The sequence below is a fragment of the Micromonospora sp. DT228 genome, from assembly GCF_049841595.1.
In the GTDB taxonomy this organism is placed as follows: Bacteria; Actinomycetota; Actinomycetes; order Mycobacteriales; family Micromonosporaceae; genus Micromonospora.
This window is the reverse complement of the sequence record NZ_JBNCKO010000003.1, coordinates 383,307-398,575: the sequence shown is the minus strand read 5'-3', so window position 1 is coordinate 398,575 and position 15,269 is coordinate 383,307. Positions and strand designations below refer to the sequence as shown.

Here is a 15,269-nt window from a genome sequence, read left to right as displayed (position 1 = left end):
CTCAGGCGGCGGCGAGGATCTCGTCGCCGATGGCGGTGAGCTGGTCGGCGCCGACCTCGACCGCCGCCAGGTAGTGGCGTAGCCAGGAGCGCAGCCCGTCCGGCGTGCCAGTGGCGAAGGCGCCGGCCGAGCCGACGTACTCGGGCTCCCGCTCCCGGTGCCCGACGTCGACGGCGAGCAGCCCACGCGGGTCGAGGCCGCTGGCGAGCAGCACCAGCCGCGCGGCGCCACGGGCCACCACGCCGGACGGCCCGGCGAACGGGCGCAGGTTCAGCAACTCACCATGGACGACGGCGGCGAGCACAAGCGGTGAGACAGTGCTGCCGCCGGCGACCAGCCCGGCCAGCCCGTCCAGTCGGGCGGCGACCACCGGATCGGCGACCGGCCGGCCCAACTCGGCCTCCGACACCAGGTCCCGGGCGGCGAGCACGTGCAGTTTCGCGAGAGCCTGTCGCGGGGCCTTCGGCCAGAGCTCACTCAGGCCGGGCAGCGCCCCGGCGACCCGCAGCGCCCCCTGCAGCAACGGGTCGGTGACCGTGCCGGCGCGGACCGCCTCCCGGTCGTGCACGGCCCCTTCGAGGGCGGCGCTGGCCACCGCCGAGCGCAGGCTCACCTCGGCGGCGACCTGCCCACCGTGCCGGCGCAGCGCACGGTGCCCGAGCGCCTGGTCGAACCGCTCGCGGGCCTGCTCGACGGCGGCGGCGATGTCGGCGAGCGCGAGCAGGGGTGCGAGCGGGTCGGTGGTCACCCCGCCACGCTAGCGACCCGGCCCGGCCCGCCGGTTCGCACCCGGCCACGGCGCGACCCGGACCACGCGGACCTGGGCGCCCCGTTCAGGCCGCCACGCGTTGCGGGCAAGGTCAACACAGGTTCCTTGACGTCGGGGTGTCCGCTTGACCTGGACACCGCTACGTCAAGGAGCCCGTGTCGATCAAGGTGCCCCGTGCGGCTACCCCCGGCGAGGTGGGCCGTCGGGCGCGTGGTGAGGGCCGCTCGGCGCGACGGGGCGGGCAGCGGTCGCCTGCCGCAGGACCCGGGACTACCCTCGTGCCCAGCGAGACGCAGGTCACCCGAGGACGAAGGAGTCACGGCATGAGCGAGGCATTGGCCAATCTGCTGAACGAGACGCGCCAGTTCCCCCCGCCGGCCGAACTCGCCGCGCACGCCAATGTCACGGTCGACGCGTACGCGGAGGCCGAGACCGATCGCCTCGCGTTCTGGGCGAAGCAGGCCGACCGGCTGGCCTGGTCGAAGAAGTGGGACGAGGTGCTCGACTGGTCGAACCCGCCGTTCGCGAAGTGGTTCGTCGGTGGGCAGCTCAACGTGGCGTACAACTGCCTGGACCGGCACGTCGAGGCGGGCCGGGGCGACAAGGTCGCCATCCACTGGGAGGGCGAGCCGGGCGACACCCGGACCATCACGTACGCCGACCTGCACGAGCTGACCTGCCGGGCGGCGAACACGCTCACCGAGCTGGGTGTCACGGCCGGCGACCGGGTGGCGATCTACCTGCCGATGATCCCGGAGGCGGCGGTCGCGATGCTGGCCTGCGCCCGGATCGGCGCGGCGCACAGCGTGGTCTTCGGCGGCTTCTCCGCCGACTCGCTGAGCAACCGGATCCAGGACGCCAGCGCCAAGGTGGTGATCACCGCGGATGGCGGCTATCGGCGGGGCAAGCCGTCGGCGCTGAAGCCGACCGTGGACGAGGCGGTGGCGAGCTGCCCGTCGGTGGAGCACGTGCTCGTGGTCCGCCGCACCGGCGAGGACGTGGCCTGGTCGGCGAAGGACCACTGGTGGCACGAGACGGTGGAGACCGCGTCGGCCGAGCACACCGCGCAGCCGTTCGACGCCGAGCACCCGCTGTTCATCCTCTACACAAGCGGCACCACGGCCCGCCCGAAGGGCATCCTGCACACCACCGGCGGCTACCTCACCCAGGCGTCGTACACGACGCACGCGGTCTTCGACCTCAAGCCGGAGACGGACGTCTACTGGTGCACCGCCGACATCGGCTGGGTCACCGGGCACTCCTACATCGTGTACGGCCCGCTCTCCAACGGCGCCACCCAGGTGATGTACGAGGGCACCCCGGACACCCCGCACAAGGGCCGGTTCTGGGACATCGTCGAGAAGTACAAGGTCAGCATCCTGTACACCGCTCCGACGTTGATCCGCACGATGATGAAGTGGGGCGAGGACATCCCCGCCGGCCACGACCTGTCGTCGCTGCGGTTGCTCGGCAGCGTCGGCGAGCCGATCAACCCCGAGGCCTGGATGTGGTACAGGGAGTTCATCGGCGGCGGAGCGCTGCCCATCGTCGACACCTGGTGGCAGACCGAGACGGGCGCCATCATGATCTCCCCGTTGCCGGGGGTGACCGCGACCAAGCCCGGGTCGGCGATGGCCCCGCTGCCGGGCATCGTGGCCGACGTGGTGGACGACCAGGGCCAGTCGGTGCCGAACGGTGGCGGCGGCTACCTGGTGCTGCGCGAGCCGTGGCCGTCGATGCTGCGCACCATCTGGGGTGACGACAACAGGTTCATCGAGACCTACTGGAGCCGGTTCGAGGGCATGTACTTCGCCGGTGACGGGGCCAAGAAGGACGACGACGGGCACATCTGGCTACTCGGCCGGGTCGACGACGTGATGCTGGTGTCCGGGCACAACATCTCGACCACCGAGGTGGAGTCGGCGCTCGTGTCGCACCCGTCGGTGGCCGAGGCGGCGGTGGTGGGCGCGACCGACCCGACCACCGGGCAGGCCATCGTCGCGTTCGCCATCCCGCGCGGCAGCACCGACATCGCCGGCGAGGCGGGTGAGCAGCTCATCGCCGAGCTGCGCAACCACGTGTCGAAGACGCTCGGGCCGATCGCCAAGCCGCGGCAGATCATGCTGGTGGCAGAGCTGCCGAAGACCCGCTCCGGCAAGATCATGCGCCGGTTGCTGCGCGATGTCGCGGAGAACCGGTCGCTCGGTGACGTGACCACGTTGCAGGACTCGTCGGTGATGGAGCTGATCTCCTCGGGGATGAGTGGAGCCAAGTCCGACGAGGACTGACGGTAGGCGTACACAGCGGAGGGTGGCGGTCCGTGCGGACCGCCACCCTCCGTCATTTTCTTACGGGTACGGCCCGCAGCGTCCCGCCGCTGTCACATCGGTCGGTCGGCTGACCCGATAGCGGCTAAACGGCCACAGACGGTGGGTCTCCGCTGTCCTTTCGGCCGGTTGTGATTTAGGTTCACGCAGGTTGGCAGAATTCGACACTCGTCACATCGATGGTCGGACGACCCCACGTCCTCCTCCCCATGCCCGAGAAATGGAGCGGCATGAACCACAAACCGCAGTCCGGAGCGCGACGACGACTACTCGTCGCGTTGCCCGCCATCGCCCTCGCGGCCACGTCACTGACCGTGACGGGCAGCGCGGCGGCCCAGTCGTCGTCTCCGACGCCTCAGGCGGTGATCGGCGCGGATGAGCACTACATCAACTACGCCGAGCCCGAGGTGCAGCCGGACACCACAGGCCGCGAGGTGAAGGGCAAGGGTGGCGTCTACACCCCTGCCGTGGAGTCCGCGCGCGAGTTCGACCAGAAGCACGCTCGGGGCAACCCGGTGACCGCCCGGCAACTGGCCAGGGACGAGGCCAAGTCGCTGAAGACCGGCCAGAACCCCCGCAAGTTCAAGAAGGCGCCGACCACGCAGACGGCGAAGCTGTTGACGCTGCTTGTCGAGTTCAACGACAAGGCCAACGACGACTTCACCGACGTGATGGTCCCGAAGACGGTGTTCGAGGACCGCACCTGCGAGCCCGGCACCGTGCAGAACGGGCCGAAGCACAACAAGATCCCGGACCCGTCGCGCCTGCCGCACGAGGACAACAACTCGATGTGGGTGCCGGACTTCTCGCCGTCGCACTACAACAAGATGCTCTACAGCAAGCAGGGCATCACCGAGCGGGTCCGCAAGGACCTGAAGGGCCCGGACGGCAAGAAGGGCATCGACCTGTCCGGTCGCACCATGCACAACATGTACCTGGAGATGTCCAAGAACGCGTACACGGTGGAGGGGCAGTCCAGCCCCTGGATCACCGTGCCGCACTCCGAGGGCTGGTACGCGGCCAACCGCTGCTTCCAGGACGAGACCGGCGCCTGGGTTCCCGGCCGTGAGCAGTCGATGAACGGCCACCCGGACAACCCGGCCGGCGCGGGTCGCCTGGCGACCGACGCGATCGACGCGCTCGTCGCGAAGGACCCGACCTTCCCGTGGGCCGACTACGACATCGAGGACCAGGCCGACCGCGACGGTGACGGCAACGTCTTCGAGCCGGACGGCGTGATCGACCACCTCGTGCTGGTGCACGCCGGTCAGGGCAAGTCCCGTGGCGGCGGCGCCGAGGGCGTGTACGCCGTCTGGGCGCACTCCTCCACGGTCGCCGGTGGTTACACCATCCCGGGCACCAACCTCAAGGCGTCGAACTACATCGTGCAGCCGGAGGACGCCGGCGTCGGTGTCTTCGCCCACGAGTTCGGCCACGACCTGGGCCTCCCGGACCTCTACGACACGTCCGGCAACGCCGACTCCGACGTGGACTTCTGGGACCTGATGGCGTCCGGCTCGCACTCCGGCGAGATCTTCCAGGCGCTGCCCACGCACATGGGCATCTGGGACAAGTGGGTGCTCGGCTGGGCCGACCCGCTGACCATCCGCCCCGGATCGAACCCGCGTGAGGTGAAGCTCGGGCAGACCTCACGTACGCCCATCGACTCCGAGGACGGCATCAAGGTCGACCTGCCGGACAAGGTGACGACGCTGGCCACGCCGCACAGCGGCACGAAGATGTGGCACAGCAACAACGACCAGAGCTGGGCCGACGTCAAGCTGAGCCGCTCGGTCGACGTGCCCGCCGCGGCGGACGCGAAGTTCTGGATGTGGAACAACTACATCATCGAGGAGGACTGGGACTACGGCTTCGTCGAGCTGTCGACCGACGGTGGCGCGTCCTGGACCGAGCAGAAGGTGTACGACGAGGGCGGCACTGTCGTCACCACTCCCGACGGCTACCCGGACCCGAACGGCCGGATGACCGACTTCGGCGGCAAGAAGTACGGCCTGACCGGCAGCACCGACGGCTGGCGCCACGACTACGTCGACCTGTCGGCGTACGCGGGGACCACCGTGCAGCTGCGGCTGCGCCAGGCCACCGACGAGGCGTTCGAGGAGCGCAACTGGTTCGTCGACGACTTCTCGGTGACCGGCGGCGGCGCCACCACGTGGAGCGACGACGTCGAGGGCGGCGCCAACGGCTGGACGGCCACCGGCGGCACCTTCGTCGACACCAACGGCGGGGGCTGGAAGGTCTCCAGCGGCACCGAGGTGCACGCGCAGTTCTACCTGGCCGAGTGGCGCAACTTCGACGGCTTCGACAAGGGCCTGAAGTACGCGTACGACACGATCTACTCGCACGAGGCGTGGAAGGTCGACCGGATCTCGTACAACGCGCCGGGCATGCTGGTGTGGTACCGGGACAGCGCGCTCGGCGACGTCAACCACGTCACCGGGCAGATGACCTCCCTGCCCAGCTACGGCGCGAAGGGCGGGCTGCTCATCGTCGACTCGCACTTCGACCCGTACCGCCGCACGGGCGTGGCGGCCGAGAAGGACCCGTCGGTGACGGACAACCTGCCCAGCCGCCCGCAGTCGGCGAACGCCGCGTTCACGCTCCAGAAGACGTACCCCTTCACGGAGTGCCTGGAGGCGGCGGACGAGCCGTACAGCGCGTACTGCACCAAGTTCAAGGCGCAGGCGCCGGTGAAGTCCTTCACCGACGCCAAGACCTGGTACCCGGGCATCGAGATGCGCGACGGGTCTCCGTACGCGCGGGACAACGACGCCTCGGTGGTCGTGCCGTCGCGGAACAACGCGCCGTACACCACCCGGGTCACCCACCCGGACGGCAGCCCGGCGCCGGAGTTCTACGGCGTGACCCTGGGCGGCGGCGCGATCGTGCTGGGCACCGGCAACCCCGGTGACGCGGGCGTGAACTACGGCGTGTCGCTCACCATCAAGAAGGCCGCGAAGGACAACTCGTCCGCGACGATCTTCGTCACCCCGGTGAAGAAGTGACGGTCTGCTGAGCGGTAGCCGATAACAGTGGTTGGTGGGGCCGGTGGCGGAGACGCCTCCGGCCCCACTGTCGTACATCGATCACATCTATCGAGATCTGTCGTTGCAAACCAGAACCGGGCGGCCCGCCGCTGGTCACTGTGGCCGACGATGCGCCCGAGATGTGACGGTGGAAAGCATTCCCCACAAAATCTTGCAACAAATCGACGCGTTCATCTTCCCACCTGTCCCAGCAGTAACTATGTTCACCAATGGTCCCCCTCGTGGGATCGATCTCCCACCGGCCCGCACCCCCGTGGGGCCGGTTCCCTCACACCGGAGGTACCACGTGCGCAAAGTCGCAGTGGGTCTGCTCGGGCTCTCACTGACGGCGACGGGCCTGTTCTACGGCCCGTCCGCCTCGGCGGCGCCGCAGCCCAAACTGCCGGCAGCTCCGGCCGCTGCCGAACCGCAGGCGCTGAAGGACGAGCTCCCCGACAAGCTCGAGGACAAGCGCCGCGCGCTGCGTCAGCAGGGTCTCAGCGACGTGCTGAGCGGTCGTAGCAAGCCGATCGAGCGCAACGGCAGCACTGTCGTCAAGGTCGGCGAGGTCGGCAAGGCCGCCACCAACGGCAACGCCCGCTCCGCCGCCGGCAACCCGCCGCCCACCCAGGATCAGTACGTCGAGCTGGAGCGGGAGCGGACCGACAAGATCTTCGTGATCCTGGCCGAGTTCGGTGACGAGCGGCACCCGTCCTACCCGGACAAGGACACGGACCCGAACACCGCGGGCCCGGCCACCTTCGAGGGGCCGCTGCACAACAAGATCCCCGAGCCCAACCGGGCCGTGGACAACTCCACCATCTGGCAGCCGGACTTCAGCCCGGAGCACTTCCGCCAGGTCTACTTCGGCACCAACCCGGGCGACGAGTCGCTCAAGCAGTACTACGAGGCGCAGTCCTCGGGTCGCTACACCGTCGACGGTGAGGTGACCGACTGGGTCAAGGTCCGGTACAACGAGGCTCGCTACGGTCGTTCCGACGACCCGAAGGCCGACAACGACCCGACCGGCGACCCGGCCGTCTGCGGCGACAACGTCTGCTCGAACACCTGGGCGCTGATCCGCGACGCCGCCGACCAGTGGGTTCTCGACCAGAAGGCCAAGGGCCGGACGGACGCGCAGATCGCCGCCGAGATGAAGTCCTTCGACCAGTGGGACCGGTTCGACTACGACGGTGACGGCGACTTCAACGAGTCGGACGGCTACATCGACCACTTCCAGATCGTCCACTCCGGCGGCGACCAGGCCGACGGTGACCCGCAGCAGGGTGAGGACGCCATCTGGAGCCACCGCTGGTCGGCGTTCAACAGCTCGCCGGTCGGCCCGCCGAACTTCCCGATCGGTGGCACCCAGATCGGCAACACCGGCGTCTGGATCCGCGACTACACGATCCAGCCGGAAAACGGCGGCCGCAGCGTCTTCTACCACGAGTACGGCCACGACCTGGGCCTGCCGGACGACTACGGACCCGCGGACAACAACAACGAGCACTGGACCCTGATGGCCCAGAGCCGGCTCGGCGCCAAGAACGACGTGGGCATCGGCGACCGGGGCGGCGACCTCGGCGCGTGGAACAAGCTCCAGCTCGGCTGGCTCGACTACGAGGTGATCGTCGCGGGCCAGGACAAGAAGGTGGAGCTCGGTCCACAGGAGTACAACTCGCCGAAGGCACAGGCCGCCGTGGTGGTGCTGCCCCCGCGGGAATACACCTTCAACTACGGCGCGCCGATCGAAGGCGCCAAGCAGTATTTCTCCGGTAACGACGACAACCTCGACAGCTCGATGACGAGGACGTTCGACCTCACCGGCAAGTCCTCCGCGGCGCTGTCGCTCAAGGGCAAGTTCAGCATCGAAGCCAACTACGACTACCTCTACTTCGAGGCGTCGACCGATGGCGGCCAGAGCTGGATCGATCTGAACGGCACTGTCAACGGTCAGCCGATCGGCGTCGACGGCGCCGGCCGTCCGGCCCTCTCCGGCACCAGCAACGGCGCCTGGGCCGACATCAACATCCCACTGACCTCGGTCGCCGGCAAGGCGGCGCAGGTCCGCCTGCACTACGTCACCGACGGTGGCGTCTCCGAGGGCGGTTTCTTCGGTGACGCGATCACCGTGACCGCCGACGGTCAGACCGTGTTCAGCGACGGCGCCGAGACCGACGCCGGCTGGGCCCTGGATGACTTCCAGGTGGTCGGCGCGACCTACACCCGGTTGTTCGACAACTTCTACATTGCCGGCAACCGGTCGTACGTCTCGTACGACAAGTACCTGAAGACCGGCCCGTACTTCTTCGGCTACGCGAACACCCGCCCGGACTGGGTGGACCACTACGCGTACCAGGAGGGCCTGCTCATCTCGTACTGGAACACCCGGTTCGCCGACAACAACACCGCGCCGGTGTCCGAGGCCAACCCGGGCGGTCACCCGGGTGAGGGTCGCAACCTGTACATCGACGCGCACCCGGAGCCGATCTACAACCTGACCGGTGCTCCGTGGCGGGCCCGGATCCAGGTCTACGACGCGCCGTTCAGCCTCAAGAAGGCCGACTCGTTCACCCTGCGTCTCAACAGCCAGCCGCAGTACATCCGCGGTCAGGCTGCCCAGCCCCTGTTCAACGACACCCAGAAGTACTTCTACGAGGAGCTGCCGAACCACGGCGTCAAGCTCCCCGCGACCGGTGTCAAGATCAAGGTTCTGGAGCAGGACGGCACCTCGATGAAGATCAGGATCTTCTGACCGACGATCCCGCACCACCCAGCGGCGCCCGGGCAGCTTGTCTGCCCGGGCGCCGTCCTTTGTCCAGCCGGCACCCGTCCCACGCGGGCGTGGGTTGCGCGCCAGCATCGTCACCCGCTGACCCGAACCCTCGTTTCGGTAGGGGACAACCCGGGCTTCTCCCTGTTCAACGCGACCACCAGGGTGTGCTGCGGCAACCGGGTCCTAGGCTGTCTGCCATGACCGACCAGCGCGGCGGAGTCGTCGACGAGTCCTGTGTCCTCACCGAGGGGCCGTGGACGCACCGCTTCGTCGGCGCCAACGGCACCCGGTTCCATGTGGTCGAGGCCGGCACCGGCCCGATGGTGCTCTTCCTGCACGGCTTCCCGGAGCACTGGTGGGCGTGGCACCAGATGCTGCCGGCGGTCGCCGACGCCGGCTTCCGGGCGGTCGCCGTCGACCTGCGCGGCTACGGCGCCAGCGACAAACCACCCCGGGGGTACGACGGCTACACCCTCGCGGCCGACATCGCCGGTTTGATCCGGGCGCTCGGCGAGCGCTCGGCGACGATCGTCGGCAGTGGCGTCGGCGGCATGGTGGGCTGGACGGTGGCCTCCTTCCACCCACCCCTGGTCCGCCGGCTCGTGGTGTTGGGGGCGCCACACCCGCTGCGACTGCGCGCCGGCATCTTCGCCGACCCACGGGGTCAGTTCGCCGCGTCCACCCCCGCGCTGAAGTTCCAACTACCCCGCTACGAGCACGTGCTGACCCGCGACGGCGCGGCGGCGGTCGCGGAGATCCTGCGCCGCTGGGGCGGGCCACGCTGGGTCGCCGGGCCGGACTTCGAGGCGTACGCCGAGCGGTGCCGGGAGGCGATGTGCATCCCACAGGCGGCGTTCTGCGCGCTGGAGGGCTACCGCTGGGCGTTCCGCTCGCTGCTGCGGCTGCACGGCTACCGGTTCGTACGCCTCATGCAGAAGCCGCTGGCCACCCCGACCCTGCAACTGCACGGCGCGCTGGACCCCGCCTCCCTGCCCCGTACCGCCCTGGGCTCCGGCCGCTACGTCGTCGCCCCGTACGAGTGGCGGCTGCTCGACGGGGTGGGGCACTTTCCGCACCTGGAGGCACCGGAGCTGGTGCTCGGCGAAATCCTGCGCTGGGCCAAGAGCTGACCGCTCAGACCCGCTGCTCCCGCAGGTCGGTGACCTCGGATGCCGGCGCCCAACCCTGGTAGACGCCGAAGTCGAAGACCTCCAGCCGCATCGCCTCGGCCACCGGCCAGCGGCCACCCGTGTATTCCACCCGCAACCAGGCGTCGTGCTCGCCGAGCACGATGAACGGCTGCCCCTGCCAGGTGCAGGTGGTCCGCACGTACGCCAGGTCCTCGATCTCGTTCGCCCGCAGCACCCGGACGTACCGGCCCGCGCGGACCTCCTCGAAGCCCTCGCCCGGCTCGCGTTGGTAGAGGCGGATGTTGTCACCATCCGGACTGGCCTGGTATTCCCGGCCCTGCCACCGGGCCACGTAACCGTCGCGCATCACGCCTCACCGACCCGTCGCCAGACCACCGTGTCGGTGTCCAACTCGGCGATCACCCGCTCGGTGCCGTCCGCGCCGATCCGCCACAGCTGTGCGCCGTGCGGGAGGCGCGCGCTGTCCACCTTGAACTCCGCCACCACATCGCTGCTCTCGCCCGGGGCGAAGCCGTTGCCCCGGAACGGGGGACGCTCGATGACCCAACCCTCCATGGCCCGCATCGCGGGCTCGTTCTGACCGCCGTAGGGGATCCGGTAGAGGCTCGGTCGGTGCGCCGGCCAGCGCAACACGTAGATCTCCTCGGCGTCGCGGGCGAACGGCGAACCGGGGTAGCTGAGGCCGAGCGCTTCGTGCACCTGCGCGGGCGTGGTCAGGTGGGCCAGCTCACCGGCACGGTGCACGAAGCCGGAGACCCGGTCGTACCCGCGGTCCAGGTAGTAGGCGAGTTGGCTGGGCGCGACCGCCTTCTGCATGACCGTCGGCCGGGCCGGGTCGACCACCGCCGGGGCGTACCGGGGGCGGGCGGTGGGCTCCGCCACGGCCGGCGCCTCCTCCGGGTCCACCTCCAGGTCGTCACCGAGCCCCACCTCGGCGGCCCAGTTGGCCAACGCGACGATCTGCTCACCGGGCAGCTTCGCGCCGACCGGCGTGCCCGGGTTGACGGCGAACGACCAGTCCTCGTCCGGCCACCGCCGGATCAGTTGGGCGAACTTCACACCGACGGTGACAACGTCGCCCTCGACGTGGTCGGCGAGGCGCTTCGGTGACGTGTAGACCACCACGTACGTCTCGCCGTCGAGCTGCGCCGTCCGCCAGACGAAGCCCGGATCACCGGGACGGCTGCCCGGCAGCGAATCCGGGGCCGCCGGTAGCAGCACCCGGGCCAGCAGCAGGGTGGACAGGAACGTGTCGGTGCTGCCGGCACCCGCGGCACCGAGAAGGTCCTCCTCGACGGTGTTGGCCGGCTCGAACTCGACCGGGGCCGGTTCGTCGACGGGCGGAGGCTGCCCATCGCCGTCCGCGGTCGCGGTCTCGCTCTCGCCGCTGCCGACCCGGTCCGCGCCGGTCACACCTGCCGACGAGCCGTCGCCGTCGGCGCGACCGCCACTGACCGGGACGCCATCGCGGTCACTGGTGAGCCCGCCACTGACCGGGTCGCCAGCGCGGTCAGTGGCGAACCCGCCGCCCGTGCCGGCACCGCTCAGGCCGCCCGCGGCATGGCCGACGTCCACCGGCCCGGTGGCGGCCGGCGCCGACGGGCTCGGACCGGGGTCGGACGACGCGGGACCGGACGGGCTGGGGTTGGAGGACGACGGGCTGAACAGGTTTGGACCGGAGGGCGCGGGGTCGAACGGTCGCGGGGCGGCCTCGGCGGGGCGGGGCTGCCGGGCCGCGTCGAACGGGCCGCTGGTCTCGACCGGTTCGGTGAGATCGCGGGACTCGATGATGGTGCCCTCGATGACGATGGGCGTGAAGCCGCGGCGCGGCGCGGGCGGGCCGGAGACCGGTTCCGCGACGGACGCCGACAACTCCTCCACCGGCCCGAATCGGCTCGGCCGATCGTGCGGGATCGCCCGGGTCTGGTCCGCCGACGGGCTGGGCCGCTCCGGCGCCCGGGTCAGCGGCGGCTCACCGGTCAACCGAAAGGCGCGGGTCGGCTCCTCGGCCACCGGGTCGGGTCGGCGCGGTGGCAGCGGCTGGGTGATCTCCTCGCCGGGTGCTGGTGCGCGTACCCCTCGGGACGTGCCGAGGCCGCCGGTCGGCGGCCGCAGCGGCCGGGTGGCGTCCGGGTCAGTCATCGGAAAGGCCCGGGTCGCGGCCTCCTCGGCCGGCGCGTCGGCCGGACGGCGGCGCGGGAAGGGTTGGCTGCCGCGCCCGAATCGGGTCGGTGGGGCCGCCCGGTCGGCGGAGCGCCCACCGCCGGGCGGCGGGTCGGACGCCCGTTCCCGGGCGGTGGTGGGTTCGAAGAAGGAGCGCCGGGCGGCCTGGGGACCGCCGCTGCCGTTACCCGCCGCCAGGCCGTCGGCCTCGCTCGGTCGATTCGCCGCCGGCCAGCCCACGCCCGGTCCGGGGGCATCGGTCGGCCCGACACCGGGACGGTCGGCGGGCGCCAACGGCGTGAACCGGGATGGCCGGCCGCTGCGGGGCCGGGCGCCGGTGCCCGGCGCGCCGGGTTGGGGCGGGTCGCTCGGGTACCGCTGACCGGCGGCGGGCAGGTCCTCCTCGCCAGGCCGGCGGGACGGCCCAACGGGGCCGGGCGTGCGCGACGCCGGGCCGGGCATCGGCGGGCCAGGTACCGAAGGGGCGGGCACTGAGGGGGCGGGTACTGAGGGGGCAGGTGCCGGCGGGGCGGGCACTGAGGGGGCGGGCACTGAGGGGGCAGGTGCCGGCGGGGCGGGCACTGAGGGGGCGGGCACCGACGGGGCGCCGGCCGACCGGGGCGCTGGACCCCACGCGGCCCTCCGCGGCGGGACCGGGGCGGGCGGGACCGGGGCGGGCGGGACCGGGGCGGGCGGGACCGGGGCGGGGCCAGCCGGCGTCGCACCCGTCGGGGGAGGCGATCCGGCGGCCGGCGCGGCGTCCCGACCAGGCGTGCCGTTGCGGGTGCGGGCCAGGGTCTCGGCCCGCTCCAGCCGAGCGCGGGCGCCCATGGCGCGGCCGGGCAGGCGCACGTCGCCCCGGGAGAGTTGGGCCACGAACCAGGCCGGCAGATAGCCCTCGACCGGCAGACCCGGGTTGACGGCGAGCCACCACTCCTGGTTGGGCCAGCCGACCGCGAGGTCGGCGAAGGGAACACGTCGGTTGGTGCCGGAGTGCTCACCGAGGCAGACCCGCAGTGCGGCGGCGGACGTGAAGGCCAGCACGTGCGTCCGGCCACCTGTGGTCCAGGTGCCCCAGCCGGGTGGTGCCTGGCCGGGCTGCGCAGGCGCGGAGACCGGCAGCAACAGATCGGTGCGGGACAGGAGTCGGAAGTAGAGCTCCTGGTCGTTGGCGCGCAGCGCGTCGCGCATCGCCACCTCGGCCTCCGTGGCCGGCTCCCATGCGGTCACGGCCACCTCCCCTTCCGAGAACAGGCCACAGGTATCGCGTACAACCTACAAGGTGGTATCAAGATCACAATGGCTGACCGTCGGCGGCCAACCGGGGCGTGGGTGAGGCGATAACATCCCGTCCCGGAGCCGACACGATACGGAGGCTGTCGATGTCCCGATCGATCACGCGCCCGGTCCTCGCAGGCCTGGCCGCAAGCCTGCTGACCGTACCGCTCCTCCCGAGCACCACCGCCACCGCCAGGCTCCGGACGGCACCGGCGTGCGCGAGGCCACTCGCCCCGGTCCGGCCGGTCACGGCCACCCCGTGGCCACAGCAACGGTACGACCCGACCCGGCTCGCGCCGCTGGCCACCGGCGCCGGGGTGACCGTCGCGGTTGTCGACTCGGGGGTGGACCGGGCGCACCCCCAGCTGGCCGGGCGCGTGCTGGCCGGCACCGACCTGCTCGACCTCGGCGGTGACGGCACTCGGGACTGCGCCGGGCACGGCACCGGTGTGGCGAGCATCATCGCGGCGGGACCCCAACCCGGAGTCGCCTTCCGTGGCCTGGCGCCGGATGCCCGGATCATGCCGGTGCGGGTGAGTGAGCAGCAGGTGGTGCAGGGGCGCGAGTCGGGGCGTACGGTCAGCGCCGACGAGTTCGCCCAGGCCATCCGGTGGGCCGTCGACCACGACGCCGACGTGGTGAACCTGTCGGTCGTGTTGTACGCGGACGACCCGGAAGTCCGTTCGGCAGTGCGGTACGCGGTCGACCGGGACGTGGTGCTGGTGGCCGCCGCCGGCAACCTGCGCGACGGCGGGAATCCTCGACCGTTTCCCGCCGCCTACGACGGTGTGCTCGGCGTGGGGGCGATCGGCGCGGACGGCGCACGGGCCACCTTCTCGCAGACCGGCGCGTACGTCGACCTGGTCGCACCGGGCAGTGCGGTGCTGACCGCCGCCCCCGGGTCGGGCCATCATCAGGTCGAGGGCACCAGCTACGCCGCGCCGTTCGTGGCCGCCACCGCCGCGTTGCTGCGCGAGTATCGGCCCGAGCTGACCGCCGCCCAGGTCACGGAACGGATCATCGCCACCGCCGATCCGGCTCCCGACGCGGGCCACGGCGGCGGGTACGGGGCCGGTGTGCTGAACCCGTACCGGGCCGTCACCGAGACCAGCGGCAGCCGCGCGGCCGACCCTCGACCGGTCGCCGTGCTCGCCGACGACCGGGCCGACCCGGCACTGCTGGCCCGCCAGGCCCGCCGGGCGAGGGCGCAGAAGCGCGCCCTGCTGGTCGGCGCGGCGGTCGGCACGATGGCGGCCACCGTGGCGCTGCTCGCCCTGGTGGTGCCCAGGGGTGCCCGGCGACGCTGGCGCCCGGCCGACCCGGCCTGATTGCGACAGTCGACCAGTCGGACCGCCGACCTGCGGCAGTCGACCACCTGGACCGCCGACCTGCGGCGGCCGGGCGGCTGACCGGGACACGGTCAGCGCTCCCGACCCACCGCGTTCACTGGAACAGCCCGGTGTTCTTCTTCTCGGTGTCCAGGTAGTCGGTGGCCGAGTCGTGCACCGCCACCTTGATGTCCCGCAGCATCGCCTGGAGATCCTGCGAGGCGGACCGCCACCGCGCCTGCCGCTGCTCGTAGGCCTGGCGGGCCTCGCCCGTCCAACTCGCCACCAGCGGGGCGGCGTCTCGCTCGAGTTGACCCAGCTGGGAGTCGAGCGTGTTCAGCGCCTTCTGGATGTCGCCGCCGGCCTGCTGAAGCGCGGCGAAGTTGACGACCAGCACACCATGGTCCATCGGATTTCCCTCCCCAGTGGG

Annotated in this window: 9 protein-coding genes; 5 read left to right on the top strand and 4 right to left on the bottom strand. The window is 71.2% G+C overall.

Going from position 1 to position 15,269, the window contains the following annotated elements:
- Position 1: 1 nt before the first annotated feature.
- On the bottom strand, positions 2-748 hold the full coding sequence (locus tag ACLQ29_RS08590) for an oxidoreductase (RefSeq protein WP_393365646.1): 747 nt from the start codon (positions 746-748) through the stop codon (positions 2-4).
- Between the two features lie 344 nt (positions 749-1,092).
- On the opposite strand from ACLQ29_RS08590, the gene acs reads away from it, so the two are divergent.
- The 4 genes from acs to ACLQ29_RS08570 all read left to right on the top strand — a co-directional run bounded on the left by acs (position 1,093) and on the right by ACLQ29_RS08570 (position 10,049).
- Complete coding sequence (acs, locus tag ACLQ29_RS08585; protein ID WP_425771084.1) at positions 1,093-3,057, top strand: acetate--CoA ligase; 1,965 nt, start codon at positions 1,093-1,095, stop codon at positions 3,055-3,057.
- A 269-nt stretch (positions 3,058-3,326) separates the two neighbouring features.
- Entirely contained in the window at positions 3,327-6,122 is a 2,796-nt protein-coding gene (locus tag ACLQ29_RS08580; protein ID WP_425771083.1) for an immune inhibitor A domain-containing protein, read from the top strand.
- 343 nt (positions 6,123-6,465) lie between these two features.
- Positions 6,466-8,898 (top strand): immune inhibitor A domain-containing protein, encoded by a 2,433-nt coding sequence (locus ACLQ29_RS08575; protein WP_425771251.1) that lies wholly within the window; start codon positions 6,466-6,468, stop codon positions 8,896-8,898.
- 218 nt (positions 8,899-9,116) lie between these two features.
- A complete protein-coding gene (locus tag ACLQ29_RS08570; RefSeq protein WP_393365639.1) occupies positions 9,117-10,049 on the top strand; it encodes an alpha/beta fold hydrolase in 933 nt (310 codons plus the stop codon).
- A gap of 4 nt (positions 10,050-10,053) precedes the next feature.
- Here the strand turns inward: ACLQ29_RS08570 and ACLQ29_RS08565 are convergent, their stop codons facing one another.
- Positions 10,054-10,419, bottom strand: a complete 366-nt coding sequence (locus tag ACLQ29_RS08565) for a hypothetical protein (RefSeq protein WP_393365638.1) — start codon at positions 10,417-10,419, stop codon at positions 10,054-10,056.
- Complete coding sequence (locus tag ACLQ29_RS08560; RefSeq protein WP_425771082.1) at positions 10,416-13,463, bottom strand: SseB family protein; 3,048 nt, start codon at positions 13,461-13,463, stop codon at positions 10,416-10,418. Before ACLQ29_RS08560 ends, ACLQ29_RS08565 begins: the two co-directional genes overlap by 4 nt.
- A 152-nt stretch (positions 13,464-13,615) precedes the next feature.
- Here ACLQ29_RS08560 and mycP point away from each other — a divergent pair, with 152 nt between their 5' ends.
- Positions 13,616-14,839: a type VII secretion-associated serine protease mycosin gene (mycP, locus tag ACLQ29_RS08555; protein ID WP_425771081.1), complete on the top strand. Its 1,224-nt coding sequence runs from the start codon at positions 13,616-13,618 to the stop codon at positions 14,837-14,839.
- 115 nt (positions 14,840-14,954) lie between these two features.
- On the opposite strand, the gene ACLQ29_RS08550 is transcribed toward mycP, so the two are convergent.
- On the bottom strand, positions 14,955-15,248 hold the full coding sequence (locus tag ACLQ29_RS08550) for a WXG100 family type VII secretion target (protein ID WP_425771080.1): 294 nt from the start codon (positions 15,246-15,248) through the stop codon (positions 14,955-14,957).
- Between the last annotated feature and the right edge of the window lie 21 nt (positions 15,249-15,269).

What these genes read in the sequence shown, in the direction of transcription:
- mycP (WP_425771081.1), top strand. Translation starts at nt 13,616, where the DNA reads ATGTCCCGATCGATCACGCGCCCGGTCCTCGCAGGCCTGGCCGCAAGC.
- ACLQ29_RS08550 (WP_425771080.1), bottom strand. Translation starts at nt 15,248, where the DNA reads ATGGACCATGGTGTGCTGGTCGTCAACTTCGCCGCGCTTCAGCAGGCC.
- acs (WP_425771084.1), top strand. Translation starts at nt 1,093, where the DNA reads ATGAGCGAGGCATTGGCCAATCTGCTGAACGAGACGCGCCAGTTCCCC.
- ACLQ29_RS08580 (WP_425771083.1), top strand. Translation starts at nt 3,327, where the DNA reads ATGAACCACAAACCGCAGTCCGGAGCGCGACGACGACTACTCGTCGCG.
- ACLQ29_RS08570 (WP_393365639.1), top strand. Translation starts at nt 9,117, where the DNA reads ATGACCGACCAGCGCGGCGGAGTCGTCGACGAGTCCTGTGTCCTCACC.